This window comes from Gordonia sp. KTR9, from assembly GCF_000143885.2.
GTDB lineage: Bacteria > Actinomycetota > Actinomycetes > Mycobacteriales > Mycobacteriaceae > Gordonia.
Genome location: NC_018581.1, coordinates 5,429,866 through 5,441,391 on the forward strand (window position 1 = coordinate 5,429,866; position 11,526 = coordinate 5,441,391).

The following is an 11,526-nucleotide window of genomic DNA, read 5'->3' on the forward strand; positions in this document are numbered from 1 at the left end:
GGGCGGACCGGCCGGGGTACGTAGCGCGTCCCTGGGAACATCTCCGCTTACCCTGGTGTTGAAGCAGCCGTGACCCGCCTGGACTGGGCGGGTCTCGCTCAACCCACAGCACGGAGGACAAGTGAGCCAGCCAGAGACCCAGCAGATCCACGAGTTGATCATCATCGGATCTGGTCCTGCCGGGTACACCGCAGCGATCTACGCCGCGCGCGCCGAGCTATCTCCCATCGTCTTCGAGGGCACCCAGTTCGGCGGCGCCTTGATGACGACCACCGAGGTGGAGAACTTCCCCGGTTTCCAGAACGGTATCCAGGGTCCCGCATTGATGGACGAGATGCGCGAGCAGGCGATCCGTTTCGGCGCCGACCTGCGCATGGAGGACGTGGACACCGTTCGGCTGTCCGGCCGGATCAAGGAGGTCGAGGTCGGCGGCGAGGTCTACCGGGCCCGCGCGATCATCCTCGCCATGGGTGCCGCGGCACGCTACCTCGGCGTCGAGGGGGAGCAGCAACTCCTCGGGCGCGGAGTGTCGGCGTGTGCGACCTGTGACGGATTCTTCTTCAAGGACCAGGACATCGCCGTCATCGGCGGTGGCGACTCGGCGATGGAAGAGGCCACCTTCCTCACCAAGTTCGCGCGAAGCGTCACCCTGGTCCACCGCCGCGACGAGTTCCGGGCATCGAAGATCATGCTCGAGCGCGCACGCGCCAACGACAAGATCCGCTTCGTCACCAACGCCGCCGTCCACTCCGTCGTCGGCGACGGGTCGGTGTCCGGCCTGAAGGTCGAGGACACGCGGACCGGCGAGGTCAGCACTCTCGACGTGACCGGCATGTTCGTCGCGATCGGCCACGATCCGCGCAGCGAGCTGGTCCGCGGGCAGGTCGATCTGGATCCCGAGGGCTACGTCCTGGTTCAGGGACGTACGACGCTCACCTCCCTGCCCGGCGTGTTCGCCGCGGGCGACCTCGTCGACCACACGTACCGCCAGGCCATCACCGCCGCGGGCAGTGGATGTTCGGCCGCCATCGACGCCGAGCGCTGGCTGGCCGAGCAGGGTGAAGCGGCCGACCTCACCGTCGACGATGCCGAAGCGGCCGCCGTTTCCGAGATCGACGCAGTTCAGGCACACGCCTGAGGCGTCACACCACATTCCACCCGGGCATCACAGCCCGGTTCGACCAAGGAGGTCACATCATGGGTGCAAACACCGTTGCAGTCACCGACACCACGTTCAAGGACGCCGTTCTGGGCGCCGACAAGCCGGTCCTGGTGGACTTCTGGGCCACCTGGTGCGGGCCCTGCCGCATGGTCGCCCCGGTCCTCGAGGAGATCGCGCGTGACCACGCCGACAAACTGACCGTCGCCAAGCTCGATGTCGACGAGAGCCCGTCGACCGCGCGTGATTTCCAGATCATGTCGATACCGACCATGATCCTGTTCGACAAGGGTCAGCCGGTGAAGACGATCGTCGGCGCCAAGGGCAAGGCCGCCCTGCTCCGAGAGCTGGATTCGATCGTCGGCCAGTCGGCCTGACGACCTGCCGTTATCTCCATATCGTCGCGACAGTCCGACGGGTGAACGACGCTGCCGTTCCACCCGCGGACTGTTCGCGTTGGTAGTGTCGGCCGTGGTCTCGACCCGAGACCCCTGTGCTCTGAGCCGGGACGATCCGACCGCGGGCAGTTTGGTGTAGTGAAGTCCAGCTGCGAGAATGCAGGCTGACGTTTGAACGGTGTACCGCTTCGCGTACATCGCACATCGCGCAGAACCGCACCTGCCGCGATTCGTACGAGGGGTGACGAGATGCCAGTGTTCCGACTTGGTGATCACGGCTCGGCGGTAGCCGAGATCCGCGCCATCTTGGTCGGACGCGGACTGTTGCCCGCCGACGGAACCTCGAGCGCCACAAACGGCAGTACGACGAACGGGTGGAATCCGCCCGACGCCGTCTTCGACGAAGCCTGTGACCGGGCAGTCCGTGCATTCCAGCAGGAACGCGGCCTGATCGTCGACGGCATCGTCGGGCCGGCGACCTACCGGGTTCTGCGTGAGGCGTCCTACCGTCTCGGGGCCCGTGTGCTGTCGTATCAGCTGTCGGCGCCCATGGTCGGCGACGACGTCGCCACCCTGCAGAGCCGGCTGCAGAATCTCGGCTACTTCACCTCTCTCGTCGACGGCGTCTTCGGGCTGACGACGCACAACGCCGTGTGCCTGTACCAGAGCGAGTACGGTCTCGCCTCCGACGGGATCTGCGGCCCGGCCACGCTGCGCTCGCTCGAGCGTCTCGGTACGCGAGTGACCGGCGGTTCTCCCTACGCCATCCGCGAGGAAGAACATGTCCGACGATCCGGACCCCAGTTGTCCGGCAAGCGGATTCTCATCGACCCCGGATCCGGCGGACTTCACGCGCTGTCGACCGATGAGGTCGCCGACCGCGAGTCCGAACTGCTCTGGGACCTGGGTGCTCGCCTCGAAGGTCGCATGGCCGCCACGGGGATGCAGACGTTCCTCTCCCACGACGGGCGTGGACGTCCCGGAGACGACGAGCGTGCTCGTGTCGCCAACCTGATGGACGCCGACCTGATGATCTCGTTGCGGTGTGGGCACTACCGGAACACGCGCGCCAATGGCGTCGCGTCGTTCTACTTCGGCAACAACAACTCGTATTCGACGATCGGCCGTAACCTCGCCGGCTTCATCCAGCGCGAGATCGCGGCGCGGACGCCGTTGACGGACTGCCGAACCCACGAGCGCACCTGGGACCTTCTACGCCTCACGAAGATGCCCGTCGCCCTCATCGACATCGGATACATCACCAACCCCGACGACGCTGCGGTGCTTGGGGATTCAAACTGGCGCAACGTGATCGCAGACGCCATCGTCGTCGCCGTGAAACGGCTGTACCTGCTCGACCAGGACGATCGTCCTACGGGCACCTACACTTTCGCAGATCTGCTGGCAGCGGAGAACGGCGCTCGCTGATCGGACGCGGCCCGGTTCCCACCGGGACCGCCGTCTGCTGCCGGCCGGCCAGATCGATCTGGGCCATGACCACCAGCTTCTGCAGCGCACTCTCGACTTCGAACTTCCAGCCGAGACCCTCGTCGAGCTCGAGCCGGAAACGCGGGAATCGCTGATGCGACGACACGACGTCGAATCCGGAGTCCTTCAGGAACGACGCATCGTTCATACAGGACGTGCAGAGATCGGATTGCGGATCGTCGAGGATCTCGCGCGTGACTTCGGCGATGGCCTCATCCGACCAGAACTCGACCTCATCGGCCAGTCCTGCTGCACCGCCGGCTGATTCGAACAGGTCGGTCCCCGTCCCGTTCCGCACCAGTCCGAATGATTCGACCGCACGGACACCGCGCCGGATGAGATCGCCCAGTACCGCGTCCAGCAGGATCGTGGCCACCTCGTCGAAACCGGGCTCGGTACGGATGCTGGTGAGCAGCACTGCGTCGTGACTGACCGGCGAGGTGGGGAAGTGCTGTGATCGAGGAACTCGATTCGGGGGTGCGTAGAACGCTGTGCCGACGACACTGTTCGTACCGGACTCGATCGCGACCTGACCGCAGGCACCCCAGTCGAGGAGCAGACCCGAGATCCACGCTTCCTTGTCGAACTCGCTCTCGTATGGCTCGAAGTCGCTGAAGCCCGCCGCCGTCATTCCTGCGGCACGATTGGTGTCGGTCGCCGGCTCGACTTCCCAGAAGACACATTTGCGTGTGTGCTGGGGGAGTGAGGCGAAAGATTCCAGATCCAAGCGGGTGACGGACACACTCATGTCAGCGCACTCCGGGTGAACGCGCCCGAGACCACCAAAGTGTCTGAGCAACAACACCTTTCGATGGAAACTTGCCCGTCGGGTTCGTCTATCGTCACAGTGACATTACTTCCGCGTCTAGGTGGTACCGAAAATCTCGCGCCTGAGTTCACTTCTTCGGATCGATGAACTGGACGATGCGTTCCAGGTCGTCGACCGAGCCGAACTCCACCACGATCTTGCCTTTTCTCTTCCCTAGACTGACTGTAACCCTGGTGTCCAGACTGTCGGACAGTCTCTCCGCGAGATCCTGCAGTCCCGGCATCTGCATCGGACGGCGTTTCGGTGCAGTCGGTGACTTGGCGTCGGGCCCATCTCCACGATTGGCTAGCATCACCGCCTCCTCCGTCGCCCGTACCGACAGACCTTCGGCGACGATTCGCGCGGCGAGTGCCTCCTGCGCGTCGCTCCCGGTCTCGAGGGAGAGGAGTGCACGGGCGTGGCCGGCCGACAACACCCCCGCGGCGACACGTCGTTGGACCGGGATCGGCAGTTTGAGCAACCGGATCATGTTGCTGATGAGTGGCCGGGAGCGACCAAGGCGTGTAGCCAGCTCCTCGTGCGTGACACCGAACTCCTCGAGCAGCTGTTGATAGGCCGCCGCTTCTTCGAGGGGGTTGAGCTGTGCTCGATGAATGTTCTCGAGCAATGCGTCCCGCAGCATGTCGCCGTCAGGTGTCTCGCGGACGATCGCGGGAATCGCCTCGAGCCCGGCCTCCTGGCTTGCCCGCCAACGGCGCTCACCCATGACGATCTGATAGCCGATTCCGTCGGCGGTGGGCTTCTTGAGGCGTCGCACGACGATGGGCTGCATGAGCCCGAACTCCCGAATCGAGTGCACCAGCTCGGCCATGGCTTCGTCGTCGAAGACCGTTCTGGGCTGGCTCGGGTTCGGCTGAATCTCCTTCGGGGGGAGTTCGCGGTACACCGCGCCCGCCTCTTCAGGGCTGAGGGGTTGCGTTCCCGCAGCTGTCGGGGGGGTGGTCGACGAGTCCTTCGCGTCGCCGGTCGGAGCCGTCGGACCCCTGCCGATCACCACATCGGCCGCAGCGTTGCCGAGGCGAGGGGCGTCCGACTGGTCTTCGGCCGGTCCGGTCGGAATCAGTGCGGCCAGTCCACGACCGAGTCCGCCCCGACGCTGAGCGGTGTCCCGTTGGCTCATTGGTACTCCCTTTCGCGGTGGTGGTGCTCGGTCAGCGTTTCACGTGAACCGTCGACGAACCGGCTCACGCCGACGCTTCCCGGGACGCGCGCAGTGCCAGCTCGCGCGCCGCATCGAGGTAACTCATCGCACCACGGGAGCCTGGGTCGTATTCGATGATCGTCATCCCGTATCCCGGTGCTTCCGAAACCTTGACGCTACGGGGGATGATCGTGCTCAGGACCTTGTCGCCGAAGTGGCGACGCACTTCCTCGGCGACCTGATCGGCCAGCTTCGTCCTGCCGTCGTACATCGTCAGCACGATCGTGGAGACGTGGAGTTCGCGGTTGAGATGTGCCTGCACGAGCTCGATGTTGCGCAGCAACTGTCCCACCCCTTCAAGTGCGTAGTACTCGCACTGGATCGGGATGAGGACCTCACGAGCGGCCACCATCGCGTTCACGGTCAACAACCCGAGCGATGGGGGACAGTCGATGAATACGTAGTCGATCTGAAACTCAGCGAGAATGTCATCGGCGAGCGCATTACGTAGACGGTTCTCGCGGGCGACGAGCGAGACCAGCTCGATCTCGGCTCCGGCCAGATCCAACGTCGCCGGTACACAGAACAGACCTTGCTGACTCGGCGACTCCTGAATCGCTTCCTTCAGCGTCACCTCACCGAGCAGCAGTTCATACACCGAAGCGATGTCCTGCGCGCGATGATCGATGCCGAGTGCGGTACTGGCGTTGCCCTGCGGGTCGAGGTCGATGACGAGAACCCGGAGTCCGCGAAGTGCGAGACCCGCTGCCAGGTTCACCGTGGTGGTGGTCTTTCCGACCCCGCCCTTCTGGTTGGCAACGGTCATGATTCGGGTATGGGGAGGTTTCGGGAGCTGCCCGGCGCCCCCCGGAGTCAGGACCTGGCTCGCGCGTTCCGCAGCCATGGCGATAGGGGCGTCGGCGAACGGCTGTCCGTCCGTACCGGGGCGGCCCCCTGCCGAGGTTTCACGTGAAACATTCGGGTCTTGATCGACCACGCGTGGACTCCTTTGACCGACCTCGTAAGGACTCGCGCCAGTACCGTCGGCGGCTGGAGCCGCCGATCCCACTGCCGCGGAAGCGTCGATTGCAGCACCTTCAGAGGTGCCGACAGAACGCCTCCTATTCTGCGCCCTCCGCGGACTCCACACCAATCCGATCGCCTCCTCAGCGTCGTCCGGAGCGGCCGCTCCGCGACCGTTCGTTCTTCGTCCCGACGATCACGGTCGTCGGCGTCTCGAGGAACCGATCACCGCACGCGCGCACCGTCAGGTCAGTGATTCCAGAGCGGCCCACGATCGCGCGGTCACGCTCGATCTCCTCGGCCGCTGACGAACCTTTGATCGCGATCATCTGACCGCCCGGGCGAACCAGGGGACCGGACCACTTCGACAGTCGCTCCAGGGGAGCGACCGCCCGAGACGTGACCACGTCCGCCAGGCCGACTGCGGCACGAACAGATTTCTCTTCAGCGCGCCCCCGAACCACCGTCACGTTGTCGAGCGAGAGCGCCGCGATCGTGCGCTCCAGGAACGTGCTGCGTCGGAGCAGCGGTTCGATCAACGTGACCGACAGATCCGGGCGCGCGATGGCGAGGGGGATTCCAGGCAGTCCCGCACCGCTGCCTATGTCGATCACCCGCGCGCCGTCCGAGATGTGCTCACCGAGCACTCCACAGTTGAGGATGTGCCGGTCCCACAAGCGAGGTACCTCCCGCGGACCCATCAGGCCGTGATCGATTCCATCGGTTGCGAGGATTCGCCAGTAGTCGACCGCCAGGTTCAACCGCTCGCCGAAGATGTCAGCGGCCGCAGCCGGCGGAACCGCCAACGCATCCAGATCGTGCTCGTGCTCGGGTTGTGCGTCAGACGGCACTTCGCCTCCGTTCGGGTGGGACTCGGTATCTAGTGTTTCACGTGAAACCTATGCGCCCGTCGGGTCGGTACACATCGGACGTCCGGGCGCTGTTTCACGTGAAACAACATCGTTGTTATTCGGTGGAGCCAGCCGGGCAGGCGATCCATCGCACGGCGTAAGTAGACGCCACCTCGCCAGAAGCGGTCTCAGTCTCAGCCCCGGTCCGAACAGCTCTGTCGTGACAGCCACGCCGCCCTGATCTAGTGACGCATGTATCAGCGGCGCGAACCGAGGACGGTCACCCTCAGCGCCCTCGCCGCGCGGCGCTAAGCGTGGGGCTCGGGTTCTCGAGAGCGGACGCAGCTCTCCGACGGTCGAGGGATCGGCGATGCGGCCCGGATCATCGCGACGCTGTCCGCGTGGCCCACCAGAGTCACCGACCGTACCGCTCGCCTCCGCGCCGACCGCAGTCACGCGCGTTCGACCTCTACGAGCGCGCCCGCGAGCCGACGAGAAGCCCTTGCTCCGCGACCGCTCACAGGACCTGGGCCGGCCCCGCCGAGGACACCTATCCACAGCGCAGGTTCCGGCTCGCGCATTCGGCCGCCGCCCTGAGGTGGTTCGGCGGCATTGGTTCGTGCGAACGAACGGTGGCCAGGTGCCCAACGGGGCAGCGGCGACTACAGCGGTCGGAACACATCTCCACCTGACCGGGACGCGCCGAAGTCTCGCTCCCGCGGTACCCACGGCCCCACCAACCCTTGCCAGAGAAGTTGATGGTCCCGCCGGCGTCCGCAAGAACCCAAGCCTGGCCACTCACCGCATCGCGTCAGGACAACGCCCGCAACCGGCCCGCGGGCAGCGCGATCGGGCGGCGGGTAGCGCTGAGGCAATAGAACCCCGGTAGCCGAGAGTCCCTCGCGACGACGGGCCACGAGGACGGACAACAGATCGGCGCCTCTCCGAGCCACCCTGTTTCACGTGAAACAACAACCATGTAACTCTCCGTGACAGCCTGCCAACCCCCGCGAGTCCGGTCCCGGAAACACATCAGGCCCCGACCATCGGTCGGGGCCTGATCGCCTCCGCGGGGAGGGAAGTGCGGACTAGGAGGGAAGGACCACCACGCGACGCTTGGGCTCCGCGCCCTCACTCTCGCTGACGACGCCGTCGACGACGGCCACCGCGTCGTGCACGATCTTCCGCTCGAACGGAGTCATCGGATCCAGCGCCTCGCGCTCACCGGACGCCAGCACCCGCTCGGCGATCTCGCGACCGAGGCGTGCAAGCCGATCGCGGCGATCCGAGCGCCAGCGCGCGATGTCGAGCATCAGGCGGCTGCGCTCGCCGGTCGCCTGCTGCACCGCGAGGCGGGTCAGCTCCTGAAGCGCGTCGAGGACCTCGCCCTTGCGGCCGACGAGCTTGGTCAGATCGTCGCCACCGTCGATGCTGACGACCGCCCGGTCGCCATCGACGTCGAGGTCGATGTCGCCGTCGAAGTCGAGGACGTCAAGAAGCTGCTCGAGGTAGTCACCGGCGATCTCGCCTTCTTCGACAAGACGGTCCTCGTCGTCCTCGTCCTCGTCATCGTCTTCATCGGAGTCGTCATCCGAGTCTTCGTCATCGATATCCGCGGCGTCATCGGTCTCACCCGACGTGGCCTCGACGGCGTCGTCCGCGCCGTTGTCCGCTTCGGTGGCGTCGTTCTCCACCACAGCCCCGTCACCGGCGACGGTCTGTGCGGCGTCGTCGGACTGATCCTCCGTCTGGGCCACGGCCGATGCCTCGGCATCTGTACCGGCTTGAGTTGCAGTCTCTGCTGTCATCTCATTCACCTAACTTCTGTGCTTCATCGAACAAGTCTGGGGCGGTCAACGCTTGCCACCGCGTTTGTTGCCGCGCTTGGCGGTCGAACGGCTTCCGCGGTTGTGGTTCTGCTTCTTACCCGGTGCGGCGCCGGGGCCGGGGCGCGCCGGTTTCTGGCCCGGCTTGGGTTTGGCACCCACCCCGGTGTCCGCTGCTGCCGCGGTTGCGTCGTCGGGCGCAGACACCTCTGGCTCGACTCCATCGGTGCCGGACTTGTCCGCGGACCCGTCCTTCGAGAGGGACACACCCGTCGGCTCGGCGCCGTTGCCGCTCGTGGCCGCGGGGCGCTTCTTGCGGTCGGGTCGCACGCCCGGCTTCGGCGCATTCGCCTTGAGCTTCTCCTGCTTGAGAAGCTTGGCCTCTTCTTCTTCCTTGGCGATGTGCCCGAAGACGATGTGCTGCTGCCCGTAGGTCCAGATGTTGTTGCTCATCCAGTACAGGAGGATGGCGACCGGGAAGAACGGACCGGTGACGAGGATGCCGATCGGGAAGATGTACAGCGCAAGGTTGTTCATCATCCGGGTCTGCGGGTTCTCGAGCGCGGCCTCCGGCTGGCGGGCCACCGAGGCCCGCGAGTTGAGGTGCGTCGCGATCGAGGCGACGATCATCATCGGCACGACGACGAACGCGATCTGCGGACGCGTGAAGTCGATGGGGGACCCGGGCTCGACGAACGCCTGGAACTCGGTCGCCGGCTCGACGAGGTAGGACGACAGCGGAACACCGAAGAGACGGGCGTCGAGGAAGTTCTGCACCTGCTCGGCGCTGAAGACGTAGTTGCCCTGCGAACGCGTCTCCGCGGCGCTCATACCGAGCTGGCCCATGCCGGTGCCCATACGGTTGAACGACCGCAGCACGTGGAACAGACCGATGAAGACGGGGATCTGCAGCAGCATCGGAAGGCAGCCGAGCAGCGGGTTGAACCCGTGCTCCTTCTGGAGCTTCTGCATCTCCTCGGTCATCTTGACCCGATCCTTGGCGTACTTCTTGCGGATCGCCTGGAGCTGCGGGTTGATCTCCTGCATCTTCTTCGTGGTGCGGATCTGCTTCACGAAGGGCTTGTAGAGAATCGCGCGCAGGGTGAACACGAGGAACACCACCGACAGTGCCCAGGCGATCCCGTCGCCACCGGGGGAGTCGGGCGTGACATGGCTGAAGAGCCAATGCCAGACCCACATGATCCCGGAGACCGGGTAATAGATGAAGTCGAGCACGGGTCAGTTACCCCTCACTTGTTGTACTCACAGGGCACGCGTCTCGCCGGACGCGTGCTGATGGTTTCGAGGTCGGTGTGTGCCGGTGACCGCATTCCACAGGTCGCGGCACAGGTCTCCGAAGCCGCGCTCGGGGACCGGGTCGTAACCGGGTTTGTGCCACGGCCCGCACTTGGCGAGCCGGATGATCGACAGAACCGAGCCGTAGAAGAAGCCGTGCCGGTCGAGTGCTTCGACCGCGTATCCCGAGCAGGTGGGCTCGAAGCGGCAGGACGGCAGGCGCATCGGGGAGACCCAGGTGCGATACAGCTCGATGAGGAAGATGACGGTGCGGCTGGGGAGCAGACGCAATCCGCGCACCAGGCGAGCACCGCGTCCGATCGACGGGTCGGGGTGGATCACCGCCGACCCGACGTGGGGCTCAGACGACGACGTGGTGCCGGAGGTGCCGCTCATCGCTGCGACCTCGCCCCGTCGGCCGGAGCCGAGACGGCGTCGGCCAGACCGGCTACCCGCCTGCTCGTGAACGCGTCACGTAGCTGATCTGCGAGCTCGTCGCTGGATCGATCTGCCGCGCTGCGACGAGCGCGGACGACCACGTAGGTCTCGTCGGGAAGCAGCTGTGACGCACCCGCGAACGCCGCGCGCAGACGACGAGCGACGAGATGGCGCGTCACCGCGTTGCCGACGGACTTGCTGACGACCAGGCCGAGCCAGGGGCCGCCGGACATCGCCACGTCGCGACGCAGACCTCGAGGGTCCGGCCAGTGACGACCGACCATCGCGAGATGGACGACGAAGTCACGACTGTTCACCCGCGCACCGGACTTGAGGGTGCGAGAGAAGTCGGATCCCCGTGAGATCCGATGAAGGGGCGCAGTCATCGAACAGCTGACCGGATCCGCAACCGGGATCCGGTGAGAGCCGACGATCAGGCGGTGAGCTTCGCGCGGCCCTTGGAACGGCGGCCGCTGACGATGGCACGCCCGGCGCGGGTCCGCATGCGCAGACGGAAACCGTGCACGCGTGCGCGACGACGGTTGTTCGGCTGGAAAGTACGCTTGCCCTTGGCCACGGTGACTCCTTGTGCTCGCTGTGGGCACACACCGGTTACCCGGGCATGACCCACATGTTGTCGTTGGTCTGTTGATCCAGGACGGTGCCGAACTGGTGTCGGTGATGACTCGGCGAACATGAAAGATCGCCGCGCAAATCCGCAACCTGGATGACCAGTCGAGACTACTGACACCGAGCGTTCAAATCAAACGACGTCGTCACCCCGCCGACACCGCTCCCGACCAGTGTGTTCTGGGCCACGAAAGCAAGATTCTCAGCAGATTCGAGTCAAACGTCCCGATCGCTTTGTGACCCTCCGCGACCTCTGTTACGTTCACTCACAGCGTCGGCCACCCGTCCCGTCGACGAAGTTCCTCGGGACCTGGCTTCAGACCGAAGTCCCCAGCTCGTCGTCACCTTTGTACACAGGTGTGGATAACCCTGTGGAAAGAGACGGTCTCCCGGCGCCGATGTCACCAGTCTCGTCAACGCTGGTAGTTTTCCGGACCAGGAGGCCAG

At 65.3% G+C, this 11,526-nt stretch carries 12 protein-coding genes and 1 pseudogene; 4 read left to right on the forward strand and 9 right to left on the reverse strand.

Annotated features, from left to right (window positions below; translation table 11 throughout):
• Window positions 1–121: 121 nt before the first annotated feature.
• The 3 genes from trxB to KTR9_RS25035 all read left to right on the forward strand — a co-directional run bounded on the left by trxB (window position 122) and on the right by KTR9_RS25035 (window position 2,985).
• Window positions 122–1,138 carry a thioredoxin-disulfide reductase gene (trxB, locus tag KTR9_RS25025; RefSeq protein WP_014928724.1) on the forward strand — a complete coding sequence of 339 codons (1,017 nt, stop codon included), beginning with the start codon at window positions 122–124 and terminating at the stop codon, window positions 1,136–1,138.
• Between the two features lie 59 nt (window positions 1,139–1,197).
• The gene (trxA, locus tag KTR9_RS25030; protein WP_010843067.1) at window positions 1,198–1,536 is read left to right on the forward strand and encodes a thioredoxin; all 339 of its coding nucleotides are present in this window, start codon (window positions 1,198–1,200) and stop codon (window positions 1,534–1,536) included.
• A gap of 270 nt (window positions 1,537–1,806) precedes the next feature.
• Window positions 1,807–2,985 (forward strand): N-acetylmuramoyl-L-alanine amidase, encoded by a 1,179-nt coding sequence (locus KTR9_RS25035; protein ID WP_014928725.1) that lies wholly within the window; start codon window positions 1,807–1,809, stop codon window positions 2,983–2,985.
• Here KTR9_RS25035 and KTR9_RS25040 read toward each other — a convergent pair.
• The 4 genes from KTR9_RS25040 to rsmG form a co-directional block, all read right to left on the reverse strand.
• Window positions 2,930–3,793: a hypothetical protein gene (locus KTR9_RS25040; RefSeq protein ID WP_044507465.1), complete on the reverse strand. Its 864-nt coding sequence runs from the start codon at window positions 3,791–3,793 to the stop codon at window positions 2,930–2,932. The two genes, KTR9_RS25035 and KTR9_RS25040, sit on opposite strands and share 56 nt — an antisense overlap.
• Before the next feature lie 148 nt (window positions 3,794–3,941).
• Window positions 3,942–4,994, reverse strand: coding sequence for a ParB/RepB/Spo0J family partition protein (locus KTR9_RS25045; protein ID WP_014928727.1), 1,053 nt, complete (start codon window positions 4,992–4,994; stop codon window positions 3,942–3,944).
• Between the two features lie 64 nt (window positions 4,995–5,058).
• A complete protein-coding gene (locus tag KTR9_RS25050) occupies window positions 5,059–6,012 on the reverse strand; it encodes a ParA family protein (protein WP_014928728.1) in 954 nt (317 codons plus the stop codon).
• Between the two features lie 169 nt (window positions 6,013–6,181).
• Window positions 6,182–6,889 carry a 16S rRNA (guanine(527)-N(7))-methyltransferase RsmG gene (gene rsmG / locus KTR9_RS25055; protein ID WP_014928729.1) on the reverse strand — a complete coding sequence of 236 codons (708 nt, stop codon included), beginning with the start codon at window positions 6,887–6,889 and terminating at the stop codon, window positions 6,182–6,184.
• 369 nt (window positions 6,890–7,258) lie between these two features.
• On the opposite strand from rsmG, the pseudogene KTR9_RS28040 reads away from it, so the two are divergent.
• A pseudogene (locus KTR9_RS28040) lies at window positions 7,259–7,374 on the forward strand (carbon-nitrogen hydrolase family protein); the annotation flags it as partial.
• Between the two features lie 603 nt (window positions 7,375–7,977).
• Here the strand turns inward: KTR9_RS28040 and KTR9_RS25060 are convergent.
• From KTR9_RS25060 to rpmH, 5 genes are read right to left on the reverse strand one after another with little or no spacing between them, the layout of a single operon-like run.
• Window positions 7,978–8,697: a Jag family protein gene (locus KTR9_RS25060; RefSeq protein ID WP_014928730.1), complete on the reverse strand. Its 720-nt coding sequence runs from the start codon at window positions 8,695–8,697 to the stop codon at window positions 7,978–7,980.
• Window positions 8,698–8,742: 45 nt separating this feature from the next.
• A complete protein-coding gene (gene yidC / locus KTR9_RS25065; protein ID WP_010843060.1) occupies window positions 8,743–9,951 on the reverse strand; it encodes a membrane protein insertase YidC in 1,209 nt (402 codons plus the stop codon).
• 27 nt (window positions 9,952–9,978) lie between these two features.
• A complete protein-coding gene (yidD, locus tag KTR9_RS25070; RefSeq protein ID WP_014928731.1) occupies window positions 9,979–10,407 on the reverse strand; it encodes a membrane protein insertion efficiency factor YidD in 429 nt (142 codons plus the stop codon).
• Complete coding sequence (gene rnpA / locus KTR9_RS25075) at window positions 10,404–10,835, reverse strand: ribonuclease P protein component (protein ID WP_014928732.1); 432 nt, start codon at window positions 10,833–10,835, stop codon at window positions 10,404–10,406. Before rnpA ends, yidD begins: the two co-directional genes overlap by 4 nt.
• Before the next feature lie 47 nt (window positions 10,836–10,882).
• Window positions 10,883–11,026 carry a 50S ribosomal protein L34 gene (gene rpmH, locus KTR9_RS25080; RefSeq protein ID WP_004020968.1) on the reverse strand — a complete coding sequence of 48 codons (144 nt, stop codon included), beginning with the start codon at window positions 11,024–11,026 and terminating at the stop codon, window positions 10,883–10,885.
• Window positions 11,027–11,526: the final 500 nt, after the last annotated feature.